At 51.2% G+C, this 14,435-nt stretch carries 15 protein-coding genes; 9 read left to right on the top strand and 6 right to left on the bottom strand.

What is annotated here, in order from left to right:
* Nucleotides 1–202: 202 nt before the first annotated feature.
* From ACX93W_RS15430 to ACX93W_RS15400, 7 genes are all read left to right on the top strand, one after another.
* Nucleotides 203–706, top strand: a complete 504-nt coding sequence (locus ACX93W_RS15430; RefSeq protein ID WP_459393270.1) for an RNA polymerase sigma factor — start codon at nt 203–205, stop codon at nt 704–706.
* Nucleotides 703–2,628: a hypothetical protein gene (locus ACX93W_RS15425; RefSeq protein ID WP_459393269.1), complete on the top strand. Its 1,926-nt coding sequence runs from the start codon at nt 703–705 to the stop codon at nt 2,626–2,628. The genes ACX93W_RS15430 and ACX93W_RS15425 overlap by 4 nt, the downstream gene beginning before the upstream one ends.
* A gap of 568 nt (nt 2,629–3,196) precedes the next feature.
* Nucleotides 3,197–4,090 carry an NUDIX hydrolase gene (locus ACX93W_RS15420; protein WP_459393268.1) on the top strand — a complete coding sequence of 298 codons (894 nt, stop codon included), beginning with the start codon at nt 3,197–3,199 and terminating at the stop codon, nt 4,088–4,090.
* A complete protein-coding gene (locus tag ACX93W_RS15415; RefSeq protein WP_459393267.1) occupies nt 4,087–4,653 on the top strand; it encodes an NADAR family protein in 567 nt (188 codons plus the stop codon). The genes ACX93W_RS15420 and ACX93W_RS15415 overlap by 4 nt, the downstream gene beginning before the upstream one ends.
* A 16-nt stretch (nt 4,654–4,669) precedes the next feature.
* On the top strand, nt 4,670–5,191 hold the full coding sequence (locus ACX93W_RS15410; protein WP_459393266.1) for a hypothetical protein: 522 nt from the start codon (nt 4,670–4,672) through the stop codon (nt 5,189–5,191).
* Between the two features lie 682 nt (nt 5,192–5,873).
* Nucleotides 5,874–6,881 carry a TIGR02452 family protein gene (locus ACX93W_RS15405; RefSeq protein WP_459393265.1) on the top strand — a complete coding sequence of 336 codons (1,008 nt, stop codon included), beginning with the start codon at nt 5,874–5,876 and terminating at the stop codon, nt 6,879–6,881.
* Between the two features lie 52 nt (nt 6,882–6,933).
* Nucleotides 6,934–7,488, top strand: a complete 555-nt coding sequence (locus tag ACX93W_RS15400; protein ID WP_459393264.1) for an RNA 2'-phosphotransferase — start codon at nt 6,934–6,936, stop codon at nt 7,486–7,488.
* A 180-nt stretch (nt 7,489–7,668) separates the two neighbouring features.
* On the opposite strand, the gene ACX93W_RS15395 is transcribed toward ACX93W_RS15400, so the two are convergent.
* The gene (locus ACX93W_RS15395; protein ID WP_459393263.1) at nt 7,669–8,112 is read right to left on the bottom strand and encodes a hypothetical protein; all 444 of its coding nucleotides are present in this window, start codon (nt 8,110–8,112) and stop codon (nt 7,669–7,671) included.
* Between the two features lie 131 nt (nt 8,113–8,243).
* Nucleotides 8,244–8,726 carry an RNA polymerase sigma factor gene (locus ACX93W_RS15390; protein ID WP_459393262.1) on the bottom strand — a complete coding sequence of 161 codons (483 nt, stop codon included), beginning with the start codon at nt 8,724–8,726 and terminating at the stop codon, nt 8,244–8,246.
* A gap of 235 nt (nt 8,727–8,961) precedes the next feature.
* Between ACX93W_RS15390 and ACX93W_RS15385 the strand changes: the two genes are divergently transcribed.
* Nucleotides 8,962–9,522, top strand: coding sequence for a GNAT family N-acetyltransferase (locus ACX93W_RS15385; protein ID WP_459393261.1), 561 nt, complete (start codon nt 8,962–8,964; stop codon nt 9,520–9,522).
* Between the two features lie 159 nt (nt 9,523–9,681).
* Here ACX93W_RS15385 and ACX93W_RS15380 read toward each other — a convergent pair whose 3' ends face one another.
* The 3 genes from ACX93W_RS15380 to ACX93W_RS15370 form a co-directional block, all read right to left on the bottom strand.
* Nucleotides 9,682–10,062: a hypothetical protein gene (locus ACX93W_RS15380; RefSeq protein WP_459393260.1), complete on the bottom strand. Its 381-nt coding sequence runs from the start codon at nt 10,060–10,062 to the stop codon at nt 9,682–9,684.
* Nucleotides 10,063–10,150: 88 nt separating this feature from the next.
* Nucleotides 10,151–11,164, bottom strand: coding sequence for a Gfo/Idh/MocA family protein (locus ACX93W_RS15375; protein ID WP_459393259.1), 1,014 nt, complete (start codon nt 11,162–11,164; stop codon nt 10,151–10,153).
* Between the two features lie 81 nt (nt 11,165–11,245).
* Entirely contained in the window at nt 11,246–12,130 is an 885-nt protein-coding gene (locus ACX93W_RS15370) for a sugar phosphate isomerase/epimerase family protein (protein ID WP_459393258.1), read from the bottom strand.
* A gap of 270 nt (nt 12,131–12,400) precedes the next feature.
* Between ACX93W_RS15370 and ACX93W_RS15365 the strand changes: the two genes are divergently transcribed.
* Complete coding sequence (locus ACX93W_RS15365; RefSeq protein WP_459393257.1) at nt 12,401–13,291, top strand: AraC family transcriptional regulator; 891 nt, start codon at nt 12,401–12,403, stop codon at nt 13,289–13,291.
* Between the two features lie 11 nt (nt 13,292–13,302).
* On the opposite strand, the gene ACX93W_RS15360 is transcribed toward ACX93W_RS15365, so the two are convergent.
* Nucleotides 13,303–14,430, bottom strand: coding sequence for a GerAB/ArcD/ProY family transporter (locus ACX93W_RS15360; RefSeq protein WP_459393256.1), 1,128 nt, complete (start codon nt 14,428–14,430; stop codon nt 13,303–13,305).
* Between the last annotated feature and the right edge of the window lie 5 nt (nt 14,431–14,435).

Here is a 14,435-nt window from a genome sequence, read left to right as displayed (position 1 = left end):
GCGGCTCGCTGACTAAAGAGCGCGTTTCATTCCATCCGCATATAGCCAAAAAATGCGCAAGTAACGGAGCCGAAAGGCTGGTTGCTTGCGTTTTTATATTTAGTTCTGCGTATATGCGTTTTGTTTTTTTAGGTTTTTTTATCGGGAATGATACTTTTCTCCGGCTTCATTCGTTTGATGTGTTATAAGGGAGAGTTGGAGCATGAGGATGACATTTGAAGACTTGTACAACCAATACTTTGACGATGTGTACCGGTTTGTGCTTTTCAAGACGGGAAGCGCTTGGGATACGGATGATCTCGTTAGCGACATTTTTCGGAAGGCTTTCCAAAGTCTCGGAAAATCGAAGGTCGAGTCGCCGGGAGCCAAGGCATGGTTGTTTGTTATTGCAAGGAATACGGTCATAGATTATTACAGGCGAAAAAAGGAAGTGGCTTACGGCGACGATCCCGAGGTGTACGGCTATACGGAATCCACATTGTTCGCGGATCAAGGGGATGCCCGGGGAGAATGTCTGGAGCAATCGCTGAAGGAGCTTTCGGCGCTGGAAAGAGAACTGCTGAATTTAAAGTACATAGCCGGCCTGAAATATGCCGATATCGCCGAGTTGACGGGCAAAGCGGAGGAATGGCTAAAGGTCAGAACCCATCGTCTCAAACAAAAGATGGCCCGATTAATTACGGTTTGCATGGAGGGAAAACAATGAGCGAGGTCATGTGGGAAAAAACGATGGAACAGCTTAAAGAAAGATTGCCCGTTAATGAGGAATTGAAGCAAAAGCTGCATGCTTCCTTGCTCCGCAAGCGTAGGCAAGGCAGAATATGGCGCGGAATTTTAGCGGGAATTACGGCAGCGGGGCTCCTGCTGGGGAGCTTTGTCTTAAAGCCTTGGGAGCAGGAGGCGCATGTATTGGCGGCGTCACTTCATATAGCGGGTCAATTTACGGTCACCCAGCAGCTGGGCAAGGAAAATAGCGTGTCGGTTGCGGAATATGGAGACAGTACCTATTTTGCCGTGGAAAAGGAAGGGATTTACGCGCAGCATGACAATGGGCTAGAGCTGCTTCTGCCGGGAGGAGCCGAGGCGGTAGCCGTTTCGCCGGATGGCAACAAGCTGGCGTACATTCGGAGCGGGGATGTGTATGTGTACGATATGGAGCAGAACCAAAATCGGCTTTTGCTTCAATCGGAAGGGGCAGAAAGGTATGTTTCCCCGGTCTGGGGGCCGGATGGAGAGCGGATTGCCGTTGTAAAGCTGGCTGGAAATAGGGCTGAGGCTGGAACTAAGCGCGATGCGGAAGGTGAAGCCGATGCCTTGGATCTGTTGGATGCTGATGGGAAAAGCGATGCCGGAGATATGAGCGATGCCGGAGATATGATGGAAGTAGAGATTAAGGGTGGAGCGACACATTATGTTGGCGTTGGAGCTTCCCCCTCTTATGTTCCCGGACAACACGCGTTATTGTTTGAGCGGGAAGGCGCTATTATGTCGGTAAATCTGAAAAGCGGAGAGGAACGGAAGCTTGCGGAAGGGCGGTATCCCAGCGTATCGCCGGATGGCGCTTATGTCGCTTTTGTTGTGGCCAGGGGGAACCCGGAAATGGAGGACCTGTGGATTGCCGACATCGATTTTCAAACCCGGAAACGATTGATCGAAAATCAATTGGCTGACGCCTGGGACCGGAATACAGGAGAGGTGATTGAAGGGAAGCAGCAAGCCCGGTTTACCTTGGAGCAGCCCGTTTGGAGCCAGACTGGCAGCCGCTTGTTTGTCTATAAAACCTTTTATACCAATGAGATATGGAGGAACCTGGTAAGACTTAACGTGGCTGATCAAGAGCCAACGCCGGAAGAGATTGTGGCAGGTTCGATTGAGGCGCTTATTTATCGGGATGAGGAATATGCACACTCCTTCTTTAGCTATGATCCCGGCTATTTGAAAGGCACAAGTCCGAGGCAGGTGGGGTATTCCATCATCGCTAGCGGCGAAAAAGAAGGTGTGCCGTATGTCGACGCAGAGACGTATTTGTCCTATGCCGATCCGTATTATGCCATTCAGAAAACCCGATATTTTCTGTCCAAAGGAGAGATGGGCTATCGGATAAGCGACATGCTGGGGCTGAGCTATACGGAGATAAGCACGTGGGATGACGGGATTTATCGGAGCATGGACGGGGTTCGGGAAGAGGAGCCGTTGCTGAAGCTTTCCGAGCTGCCGCAAGCGGAGGGATGGCGCAATGGCGGTATTGATAATCTGGTCTATCGGGAATCGGCCAAAACCTTGTGGCTGACCTTGAAGAGAGAGAAGGAGGGGCAAGCGTCGTTAAGCCTGATCAGCTACGATTTCACAAACGGGAAATGGACGGAATGGTCTAGCTATGAGGATGCCAGATCCCATATGCTGCTGGTTGATGATGGCGGAGAGTATGTTTCGATGGATCTTACCATAAACGAGAGGGCTGAGGTCGCTGTTTATGATGCAGCGAAAAGGCGGGAAACGTTGCTGTCCAAAGGTATTGAGGGCATTCCTCCAGACGACGTGAATACCCGGTTCTGGAAGGATGGTGTTCTTGTCTACTTTGCAGAGGTAGGTGGACGGGATATGTTTTTAAGCTATAAGGCGGGGTAACCCCTCAACCGTTCGGCGATCATTGCCGGTTACGCGGTTCGGTTGCTATTACCGGATATACGGCTTGATGCGAATTGCCGTATAATTCGTATGATGCGAATGATGCGAATGATGCGAATGATGCGTATGGTCTTACTAAAAGTCTGACACGTATTAGCGTATAAAAGTCTGTCTGATACCTATTGAGTTACAAACGGCATGATGTGCATAGACGACGTCGAAAAGCTTGATACGCGTTGTTGTACGAATAGTTTGATTCGCATTGTTTTGCAAATAGTCTGATACGCATTGCTATACACAGTCTGGCGCTTGTCGCCGGGCTGTTTTTTTAAAGAAGGCTCACCAGACGTGTCAGTAAAGGATCGGGCGGAGCTCGGACGGAGCATTGCTGCTTTTGGATATGGTCACTTAGGCTTTAGGAGGGAGAGGCTGGATAAGGCGATGCTTGACAAATTCTGAGAATGGTTTTAAATTAGTATCATGTAGTTAATATCATTTAGATAATAACAAATGGTAGTTAACATGATTATTTGTTAATCATAGAAACAAGTGTGAAAGGATGACGATTATGAGTGTTAAAGACCGGAACGGCCTAACCGAAGAGGAGTTTTTGCAGCAATACGACGCGGGGGACTACGCGCGTCCTTCGGTAGCCGCGGATATGGTCATTTTCACCATTATGAACAGCGAGACGGACAACTATCGAAAACTGCCCGAGAAAACATTGAAGCTGCTTTTGATACGAAGAGCCGGACACCCCTATATCGGACATTGGGCGCTGCCGGGCGGTTTTGTCAGACCGCATGAAACAACGGAGCAGGCCGCAAGGCGGGAGCTGCGGGAGGAAACCGGGCTGGATTCAGTGTATATGGAACAGCTACAGACCTTCAGCGAGCCGGAACGGGATCCCCGAACCTGGGTTATGAGCTGCACATACATGGCGCTAATCGACGGAAGCGCTGTTGAGGTAGAAGGCGGGGACGATGCGGATCAAGCCGCATGGTTCGAAATCTCGTACCGGCTGGTGAGAGAGTCAAAGGAGCTGCAGGAGGAAGGGTTCACGCGCAGCTGGCAATACGAGCTTGTGCTTCGCCACGAGCAAATCGTGTTGAAGGCCGTTGTGGAGAAACGGACAGTGTATACCAACTCGGCTGCACAAACGGACTATGCGCTGATTGAAAATGAAGGCCTTGCATTTGACCACGCCAAGCTGATCGCCTGCGGAATCGAACGGCTGAGAGGAAAACTGGATGAAACGAGCATCGCGCTGCATCTGATGCCGGAGCTGTTCACTTTGACGCAGCTGCAGCAGGTGTACGAGGTTATTGGCGGGAAGGAACTGTTAAAAGCGGCGTTTCGGAGAAAGATAGCCCATTTGGTCGTGGAAACTGATCATTATACGGAGCCAGCGGGACATCGGCCGTCGCGACTATATCGAAGGAATTGGGAGAACTTATCATGATTTACGATGTGGAGGCGTTGCGCAAGGCTTATCAGGCCGGCGGACGTTTTAAATATTTGTTTTTTTGGGGACATACGCCCCCGGCGGACGGAGTCATCAACCAGAGCTGCTTGAGTCAGTGGTGGATGAGCCGCTTTGAGGTAAACGGTGTTGCCTACAGCTGCACGGAGCAATATATGATGGCTGAAAAAGCTCGTTTGTTTGGAGATAACGAGATGCTTGAGGCAATCATGAAGGCCAAACACCCCAAGGAAATGAAGGCTTACGGCAGAGCCGTTGCGGGATATGACGATGAAAAATGGAATGAGGCGAGCTACGGAATCGTTAAAGAGGGCAATATCGCCAAGTTCGGCCAAAATGAAGAGTTGAAACGGTATTTGCTAGGCACCGGGAAGCGGATTTTGGTCGAAGCCAGTCCGAGGGATCGAATCTGGGGCATCGGCATGGGCAAAAGCAATCCCGACGCGGAATGCCCGCCCAAATGGCGGGGCAAAAACAAGCTGGGCTTTGCGCTGACGGAAGTACGCGATGAATTGTTGTTGCGTGGGCAAGCGCACGAATGAGCAGGCTGTGCCGCACGTGGGCAAGCGCACGAATGAGCGGGCTGTGCCGCGCGTGGGTAAGCGCCTGTATGAGCAGGCTGTGCCGCACGTGGGTAAGCGCACGAATGAGCAGGCTGTGCCGCACGTGGGCAAGCGCACGAATGAGCAGGCTGTGCCGCACGTGGGCAAGCGCATGAATGAGCAGGCTGTGCTGCACGTGGGTAAGCGCCTGTATGAGCGGGCTGTGCCGCGCGTGGGTAAGCGCCTGTATGAGCAGGCTGTGCCGCACGTGGGCAAGCGCCTGTATGAGCAGGCTGTGCTGCACGTGGGCAAGCGCCTGTATGAGCGGGCTGTGCCGCGCGTGGGCAAGCGCCTGTATGAGCGGGCTGTGCCGCGCGTGGGCAAGCGCCTGTATGAGCAGGCTGTGCCGCACGTGGGCAAGCGCCTGTATGAGCAGGCTGTGCCGCACGTGGGCAAGCGCCTGTATGAGCGGGCTGTGCCGCGCGTGGGCAACATTCACGCATCTGAACAATCTGTAATGGACAAATCTGTCCATTAGCAGTGATTTTGAGGATTTTTTGAGTTCTAATGGTCATAAATGGCCATTAGGATTGCATTTTGGTGAAAAATCACCATTTTTTATCCCTAATGGACAAAAGTGGCCGTTAGAATTCAAATTTCTGTTTTTTAGGCATGTAATGGACAGATATGTCCATTAGGTGGAAAGAAGCCGACCACTTTCCCATTCGATTGAACTCTGGCTACACCGGCGTAACTCTGCTTGTAACCGATGAAGAAAGCTTAAAGCTCATACTAATTGTTCAACCAGAAAATATGTGGAGTAAGCCGGCAAGTGAGCAGCACAGAGTGGGTAATAGTGGGCGGCAAGTAAGGATAGTGAGTAGGGCGGGCAAGAGAGCAAGCTTGAGTAAGAGAGCGAGTAGGGCGGGCAAGAGAGCAAGTTTGAGTAAGAGAGTGAGTAGGGCGGGTAAGAGAGCAAGTTGAGTAAATGAGTAAGGTAGCAAGAGAGTAAGTTTGCGTACGTGAGTAAGGCTGCGTGAGAGTAAGTTTGCGTACGTGAGTAAGGCTGCGTGAGAGTAAGTCCGGGTAAGTGAGCAAGGTGGCATGAGAGGGTATGGAGAGTAGTATGAAGCTGAGAGTAAGGAGCGCAAGTAAGTAATGGAATAAGCGCACAAGACAGCAAGTGAGTATAGCCGTAAGGTGAGGAAGAGGAAGGGAAAATGATGAGCAAGAAGGGAAATGACTTGAAGTTTGCCGGGGGGATAAGGGAAACCGGGGCAAGGGTGAATCGCAAGCAAGTGGCGGAGCAAACGCTCGCAATCATTGAACGGGGATGTTATGAGCGGGATGGCTGTTTGATCGACATATCCTCTATGCAAAAGCAGTCCGTCAAGGGCAGCCGTCTGCTTGCTCCGAAGGAAGCGCTGGCATTATTGGAGCGGGTGAAGCAGCGCTTGAATGGACCAGCGTCCATACGCGAATATGTTGGCGACGAAGCAACGAAAGCGTCCATACGCGAATATGTTGGCGACGAAGCAACGAAAGCGTCCATACGCGAATATGTTGGCGACGAAGCAACGAAAGCGTCCATACGCCAATATGTCCGCGACGAAGCGACAATAGCGGCCATTCTGTCTTGTCCGCCTGAGGAGCGAAGCCACCTGGGCGTATTGAATTTTGCCAGCGCCAAAAATCCGGGCGGCGGTTTCCTGGGCGGAGCCATGGCGCAGGAGGAAAGTCTGGCGGCTTCCAGCGGATTGTATGCGACCTTGCTGCCGCATGAGCGATACTACGTGTTTAACCGGAAGTGCGGGACGATGATGTACAGCCATCATTCTATTTTTTCGCCGGATGTCGTATTTTTCCGGGACGCCCATTTTCATTTGCTGGCCGAGCCCGCTACGGCTTCCGTTTTGACGCTGCCTGCAGTCAACTTTGGCCAAGTCGTCTTAAAAGGCGAAAATATCGAAGAAGCTGACCGGGTGATGAAGGAACGGATGGAGCTGGCACTAGCCATTTTTGCCGAAGCAGGCATGAAAAGATTAGTGCTTGGCGCGTACGGCTGTGGCGTATTTCGCAACGATCCCGCCAAAATCGCCGCATGGTGGAACGAGCTGTTGACGGAGCGGGGATATGGGTACTTGTTTGATGAGGTCGTTTACGCCGTTTTGGACCGGAGCCGGGATCAGGCATGTATGAAAGCATTCCAGAAGGAATTTAGCAGATAGAGGTTGTTTAAAAGCCAAAACAGAAATAATTGAAAAGGAAGGCAAGAAGTGAATGAAAAATAAAAACGATGATGTAAAAATAGGCAAGTTCCTAAGTTTGGTGCTTCGGCATCAACCGCAAGCTGCGGGCATTACGCTGGATGCCAACGGATGGGCATCCGTAGACGAATTGATTCGGGGTGTTAACCGCTCCGGCAGAAGGCTGGATCAATCGACTCTGGAACGGATCGTGGCGGAAAACAATAAGAAGAGATACAGCTTTAACGAGGATCGTACCAAAATCAGGGCAAATCAGGGCCATTCCTTATCGGTTGACGTTGAGCTGAAAGCACAGAAGCCGCCGGAAGTGCTTTATCATGGCACAGCGCGCCATCTAGTCCCGTCAATCCAACTTTTGGGGATTAAAAAGGGAACCCGGCAGCACGTCCATCTGACAGACGATCCGGCATTGGCGATGAAGGTTGGTTCCCGGCATGGCATGCCTGCCCTGCTTGAGATCGAAGCATGCGCGATGCATGAGTTGGGCCATACATTCTACAAGTCGGAAAACGACGTATGGCTGGTTGAATTTGTTCCCTCTGTATTTCTAAAGGCAAAAAATGACTAGGGAGTATCGTTTAAAATACCGCCTAATGCGTGTATGCAAACTCCGAATGGAGCATACTCTGCTGGATCTGCACAAAAACACAGCCGTCACCATGGTTCGCGTGGACGTTTAATAACGCCCGGCGGACTGCATAGTGGCGGCTGTATTCTTTTTGAACCCGTATGATTATAGGCTTAGGAATTAAAAGTTATTGTAGATCTTTTCTGCTGTTACTTTGCCGCTGGCGATATCGCCGGAGGTAAAGCCGGAAACGGCGTTGCCTACTTTAAAATCTTCGCTTACGAGCTGCTCGGAAAGAGCGGGCGCGTTTGGACCGGTAATTCCGTACTCCGTTGCATCCGTTACCGTTACCCACAGATCGCCGATGCGGAAGCTTTGGCCGTCTGCGGAAACCTCTTCGATCACGCCGTCGATATTAACAGCGCCTTTAGCGGCTGGCGGCGCTTGCGTTGCCGAGGAACCCGGGTTTTGGGCCTCTACGACGCCGGTTGGCGACGGGGCCGGAACCGTTCCGTCCGGACTTTGGTTAAAAGCGAATACGCCTACGGCGAGCACGGCGCATGCAGCGACACCTGTTGCCCATGCAAATGTTTTGTTTTGTTTTTTACGGTTTGTATTTGTCATATAAATCTCTCCTTTTGTATGTGGGTTCATAAATTGCTGTTCCCGGTCCAGGCGCTTGAGGGTCCGTTCCTGAAAATCCTCGCTTGTCCTCAGTTTGGAGAAAGCTTTTTTATAGTCTGAGTCTGAATGTTTCAATCCTGCCAACCTCCTAACAGGCCTTTTAACTGCGAGCGTCCACGCGCCAGCCACGTCCCTATCGTCGCGGGTTTGGAATGAAGAATATCCGCGATCTCCTCCAGGGAATAACCTTCAAAATAAAACAAATGAATCGGAATCCGGTATTTTGGAGCAAGAGACAAAACCGCCTGCAGCACGGTATGGTCTTCTCCGGGCATATACGACAGGTTGTCCGGAAGGGGGCTCCGGCGTTTAAACCAGCCTGCTTTCAGCATGTTTTTGCTTTTATTGATGGCTGTTCGAATCAGCCATGCTTTTTCATGCTCGCTGCTCTCGAAGACGGGAGCTTTTTGAAGATACGCCACAAATACGTCCTGGGCGACCTCCTCGGCGTCAGCCACGTTTTTGAGATAAGCAAAAGCGATTTTGATCAAGTTGTCGGAATAAAGGCCGACGGCTTCGCGAATTCGTTCATTGAGCTCAGATGAAGCTTGCACCCTCGGGTCCCCCTTTCACTATAAATACAACCGAAAGCCGCCCAATTTTTCAAACCGCCCAAAAAAACTTTTATACACCCAGAATACCCATTTTGCAAGAGAAGGAACATTTTTTAAAAATAGAATCAGTATCAGCCCATTCCGCAAAGGCGATAGCAGTACGAGGGCATAGGGCAATGAACTTTCCTTTAGAAGAAAGATAGGATTATAATGGAAAAAAGTGGGGGTGTATAAAATGATTTTGATACAGGGAAACGAGGTTGGGATTAGAACATTGGAGGCGGAGGATGCGCCGCTGTTGTGGAAATGGCTTAATGATCCTGATGTATTGACTTATTATGAAGGCCGAGATCGGCCGCAAAGCCATGAGAACATTAGAGAAAGCTTTTATGAAGAAATCGGCGAAGCTACTCTCTGCATCATTCAGTTTATGGGAAACGACATTGGCTATCTGCAGTTTTATCCGCTGGAGGATGAAGACAGGCAGCCTTACGGGTACGGGGAAAACGATGGCATCATCTATGGAATGGATCAGTTTATCGGAGAGACGGATTATTGGAATCGGGGAATCGGCACAAAGCTGATTGGAGAGGTAACCCGTTATTTGTTCAGCTTTCATGGGGCGGACAAAATTGTAATGGACCCGCAGACATGGAACGAGAGGGCAATTAAGGTTTACGAAAAAAACGGGTTTATTAAAAAAAGACTGCTGCCCCGGCATGAGTTTCATGAGGGAGAACATAGGGATTGCTGGCTGATCGAGCTGGACAAGGACAGCTGCTCTTTCCCCGCCTAGCGGTCACAGATGACCGCTAGAACCCCAATTGGATGCATTGGCTTCAGCTAACGGTCATCGGTGTCTTTTAGACGCTCAAAAGCCGCGTTTTGGGGATGAATGTAAGCTTTAACGGTCATGAATGACCTTTAAACATGGACATTCCATCAAAACAGGGCTTTAACGGTCATGGATGTCCATAACGTATAGGATATCCATAGTGTACAGGATGTCCATAACGTATAGGATATCCATAGTGTACAGGATGTCCATAACGTATAGGATATCCATAGTGTACAGGATGTCCATAACGTATAGGATATCCATAGTGTACAGGATATCCGTAGCGAACAGGATGTCCATAGTGTACAGGATATCCGTAGCGAACAGGATGTCCATAGTGTACAGGATGTCCATAACGTATAGGATATCCATAGTGTACAGTAAGTCCATAGTGTACAGGATATCCGTAGCGAACAGGATGTCCATAGTGTACAGGATATCCGTAGCGAACAGGATATCCGTAGCGAACAGGATGTCCATAACGTATAGGATATCCATAGTGTACAGGATATCCGTAATGTACAGTAAGTCTATAGAGCGTAGCTAGCTTCCGGCCCTGACACTCCACAAAGACGCCGGATACCGGTTACAAGCTGATTTTTTTGCCTGTACGCGCGCTTTCGATAGCTCCGAATACCATGGACATGCTCTTCAAGTTGTCCGCGCTGTCCGTTTCCGCAGGACGTCCTTCCTCCAGAGCCGCAAACATTTCGTCAAGGCAGCCATAGTGGCCTTCCCGTCCGGTCCACACATCTTCGCCCTGGACGTTTAACTGCTCGCGGATAAAACCTTCCGATTTTTCGGCGTTAACGGCTTCGCCATAAGGCATGGATTGCCCGTCCCACCGCACGGTGCCGCGGCTTCCGATCACTCGCCAGTCGGCTTCCCACGAAGTGTTCAGTCCTTCCGAGCACCAGGAGCCGCGATAGCTGAAGACAGACCCGTCGCTCATTTCAAAAATACAAATGGCCGAGGCATTCCCCCTGTACCAGGAGCCAGGAGGGTTGAATTCATGGCAATAGACGGACACGGGATCTGCGCCGCTAATAAATCTGGCTTGGTCAAACGTATGGATCGCCATATCGATGACGAGCGGACTGTCCATGACATCGCGGAACCCGCCAAAATGCGCGCCGATATAAAAATCGGCATTTAGCGTTCCGATTGTGCCGATGGAGCCGGCATCCAGCAGGCTTCTCAAGGAGCGGATTTGCTTCAGATAGCGGCGGTTTTGCATGACGGAATACCGTTTGCCGGTTGCTTGGCTAAGCGCCGCGATTTCGCGTGCGTCCTCCAGGGATTCCGCCATCGGTTTTTCGCCAAAAACATTGCAGCCCGCGTTCATCGCCGCAGTAACGACCGCCTTATGGCTGGCCGGAACGGTGACGTCAAATACAAGGTTAGCGCCTGTTTCAGCCAATGCCGCTCCAAAATCAGTAAACACCGGCACGTTCAAGCCGCGCTTTTTCGCCATCGCTATGGCTGTTTCTTCATATAGATCGACAAGGCCTACGATTTCCGCATTATGGCGCTCGGCGGCATAATCCAGCCAAGTGTTGGACATGCCACCGCAGCCCGCTACCAGTATTTGATGTTTCATTGAATGCTACAGCTCCCCGTTATTAGTGTTGGAATCGTATCAGGAATCATATCGAATAGTATCATATCGTGAAACGCTCTGCTACTCCACCGGATTAGGCACAAAGTCGCCGCCGCGGCAGCGCTTCAGATAGTTAAGTCCATGAACCTGTCCCGTCATTTCCAGCTCGCCCCTGTAGACGGGATCATGCCAGCCTTCGATATCGATGCTGCCGCTGTAGCCGGCTTGTCTGAGGATGGAGATAATGTCGGTCCAGTTGGTGTCGCCAAAACCCGGCGTGCGGTGCCAGACAAATTCGCGCGGCCCGTAAATCCCGTATTCCTTAACAATATCCCAGGCAATTGTAGCATCCTTGCCGTGAACATTAAAGATTTTGCCCACCCACTTGCGCAGCTGCGGGATTGGATCGATCAGGCTGACCATCTGGTGGCAAGGCTCCCATTGAAGGCCGATGTTATCGCTTGGCACGGCGTTAAACATCATCTCCCAGGCAGTGGGATTATGCGCGATATTCCAGTCGCCGGTTTTCCAGGTTCCGTCCATGCTGCAGTTTTCAAAAGCAAGGCGGATGCCGCGGTCCTCCGCGCGTTTTGCCAACTCTCCGAAAACTTCTCCGAAGCGGTCCATCGATTGGTCAATGCTGCCCGGCATCCGTCCCGTAAAGCCTGCTACCGTATTGCAGCCAAAAGCCTCCGCCGCATCGATGAGCCGCTCCCAGCTCGCCAACGTATCCCCGTTGCCGCCTTCTCCTGTCAGCGGGTTGCCGAAAATGCCAAGCGTTGAAATGGGAATCCCGTGTTGGTCAGTGTGCTCCCGAACCTGCTTCGCCAGCTCCTGCAATTGCGTATCGCCCGTCGATTGCCAGAAGGTCAGGGAGAACGACTCAAAGCCGTGCGGAATGAGCTGCGGAATAATTTTGGCTGCGTTGTTGCCGCCAACAAGTGTACCGATTTTTATACTGTTCATAGTGATGTCCCTCACTTTTTTTGTCATATACAACATCTTCATCATAAGGTATCATGACTAGCATAACTAGCTACGATCTAATGATCCATTCGCACAATCTTACGCTTATAGAGATTGTTCAAAAGTCCGCTTTCCATTACGCAACATGCCTTGCGACATAAGACGCGAAACCAGATTTTTGAACTCGCATTTGGTGTAGAATCTGCTGGTTTTCGGTAGCGCTGTCATTATATAATCACCGTAAAATCGTATCCCCAAGGAGGGCTTGGCATGACGGTAAGTCCGATGAAGGAAAATACGAATATACCGGACCGCACCTTTCCGATCAACGTGTTTCGGGTGGGCGGCATTTATCCGCATTGGCATGATCATATCGAGTGGGTGTACGTGAAGGAAGGACTGGCCAAAATCCAGATCGACGGCAGCTTCGAGCAAATCGGCAAAGGGGAGCTTGCGTTTATCAATTCGAGGCAACTGCATAGCGCGGCTACGCTGAGTCCCGATACGGAGCTGATCTGCATCGTGTTTAACGAAGCGCTTGTCCGGGGCAGCGGGCTGGATATAACGGAGTATCATTATTTTGTGCCTTATTTGCAGCAGCAGCAGAGATGGCCGAGCTGGATGCGGAAGGATGCGCCAAACATGGACGAGCTTGGTGACGCCTTCGAGCGCCTGCTGTCGGAATTCGGGCAAAAACGCCCCGGCTACGAGCTGCTGGTAAAGGCGGAGCTGCTGCGTATATTCGGCCTTTATTTTCGCTATGCGGAGCAGTTTATGTCGGAGTCTCCGCCGCGGGCTTTTAATCCCCACGACTTTACCAGCCTGCTCCAAACGTTGAGAGAACGTTACTGCGAGCCGATCAGCATCGGCGAAGCGGCGGGTCTGGTCAACCTGAGCCCGAATCATTTTTGCAAGCTGTTCAAGAAGGTAACGGGTAAAACCTTTATCGACTACCTTCATACGCTGCGGATTCAGGAGGCGGAACGGTTGCTGCTGGAGAGCGATTTGCCGGTCACCGAAATTGCCGAGCGCGTCGGCTTTTCCACCATCACCTACTTCGGGCGGGTATTCCGCAAAATCCGCAGCCAGTCGCCGTCTTCCATCCGGCGGGACCGAGCGGAAGCGCCGGTCCATGCAAAAGCGGGCAACCGAGGCGAATGAGCGCTGCCTGGTCAGGCAGGGACTTTTGGCTGCTGCTTCGGCTTCTGGCCCTTTTTCTTCTTGCTGCGAATAGATCCGACAATCCATAGCAGGAGCGGCAGCAATATAAAATGGACGGGCAGGTTGAACGGTACGGCGACAAGCTTTGGATAGAGAATGGAGCTGTCTACAAAGTTGCGGGGCAGCATGGCGAGCACAAGAGCAATAGGAGCGGCGATAAAAATGACGATGCGCCAACGCTTGACGCCGAACCATTGGGCGCTGCCGTAGGAGGCCGCAAACAAATATAGCGACACCTTGATAAAAATCCCCATGATCCAGATGGCGACGACGATCGAATCCAGATTTTGAAGAAAGCCAAAGGAGATAAAACGGACCAGATTAAGAAACGGATAGGTTTGTCTCGACGCAGTCGAAAAGCCGAAGATGGCGATGCACTGCATCGCGGACAGCAGCGTGAAGAGGCCGGCAACAACTGATCCGAGCACGGCTCCCTTCATGCCTTCTCGAGGTCGGGCGAGAAAGGGGAGAATCATCATAAGCATAATGTTGTCCCCCAGAAACGATGCGGTCGGCAGCGCTCCCTGCAGCAGCACGAGCGGGGTGTTGTCCGCCATGAACGGCATCAGATTGTGGATTTTGATTTGCGAAATATTAAGCAGCAGCGGCACCATAATGCCAAGCAGGATAAGCGGCCCCAGCACCTCGCTGCATCTTGCCAGCACCTCGATACCGGCAAACGATACATAAGCCGCCACAAGGAGCATGCCGATAATGGGGATGATGACGGGCGTCAGCTGCAGAATCGTGCCAATCATAAAATCGGCATATTGCCTCAAAATAATCGCCAGCACCGTGTACCAGTAAATGACATACAGCAAAATGACAACATGCCCGAGAAACTTGCCCAGAATTTTTGGCGCATAGCTGACGAGTGTGTCATTGGGATACATGATGCTGATGCGAGTCAGCACGTAGGCCAGTCCTACCGAGAACAAGCTGGAGAGCAGGATAGATATCCAGGCGTCCTGCTTGGCGACGGCTATGGACGGATTGATGGTAAGCAGAATGGTCATGCCGATCTGCATGGTAGAAATCATCCAAAAAATTTGATTGCCGTTTATTTTCTCCTTGCTCATGCAGG

This window comes from Paenibacillus sp. CAU 1782 (assembly GCF_054551715.1).
This window is presented reverse-complemented; position numbering and strand designations above follow the sequence as displayed.

Coding starts and splice junctions, on each gene's coding strand:
- ACX93W_RS15430 (WP_459393270.1), top strand. CDS start 203: ATGAGGATGACATTTGAAGACTTGTACAACCAATACTTTGACGATGTG.
- ACX93W_RS15425 (WP_459393269.1), top strand. CDS start 703: ATGAGCGAGGTCATGTGGGAAAAAACGATGGAACAGCTTAAAGAAAGA.
- ACX93W_RS15420 (WP_459393268.1), top strand. CDS start 3,197: ATGAGTGTTAAAGACCGGAACGGCCTAACCGAAGAGGAGTTTTTGCAG.
- ACX93W_RS15415 (WP_459393267.1), top strand. CDS start 4,087: ATGATTTACGATGTGGAGGCGTTGCGCAAGGCTTATCAGGCCGGCGGA.
- ACX93W_RS15405 (WP_459393265.1), top strand. CDS start 5,874: ATGATGAGCAAGAAGGGAAATGACTTGAAGTTTGCCGGGGGGATAAGG.
- ACX93W_RS15400 (WP_459393264.1), top strand. CDS start 6,934: ATGAAAAATAAAAACGATGATGTAAAAATAGGCAAGTTCCTAAGTTTG.
- ACX93W_RS15395 (WP_459393263.1), bottom strand. CDS start 8,112: ATGACAAATACAAACCGTAAAAAACAAAACAAAACATTTGCATGGGCA.
- ACX93W_RS15385 (WP_459393261.1), top strand. CDS start 8,962: ATGATTTTGATACAGGGAAACGAGGTTGGGATTAGAACATTGGAGGCG.
- ACX93W_RS15380 (WP_459393260.1), bottom strand. CDS start 10,062: ATGGATATCCTATACGTTATGGACATCCTGTTCGCTACGGATATCCTG.
- ACX93W_RS15375 (WP_459393259.1), bottom strand. CDS start 11,164: ATGAAACATCAAATACTGGTAGCGGGCTGCGGTGGCATGTCCAACACT.
- ACX93W_RS15370 (WP_459393258.1), bottom strand. CDS start 12,130: ATGAACAGTATAAAAATCGGTACACTTGTTGGCGGCAACAACGCAGCC.
- ACX93W_RS15365 (WP_459393257.1), top strand. CDS start 12,401: ATGACGGTAAGTCCGATGAAGGAAAATACGAATATACCGGACCGCACC.
- ACX93W_RS15360 (WP_459393256.1), bottom strand. CDS start 14,430: ATGAGCAAGGAGAAAATAAACGGCAATCAAATTTTTTGGATGATTTCT.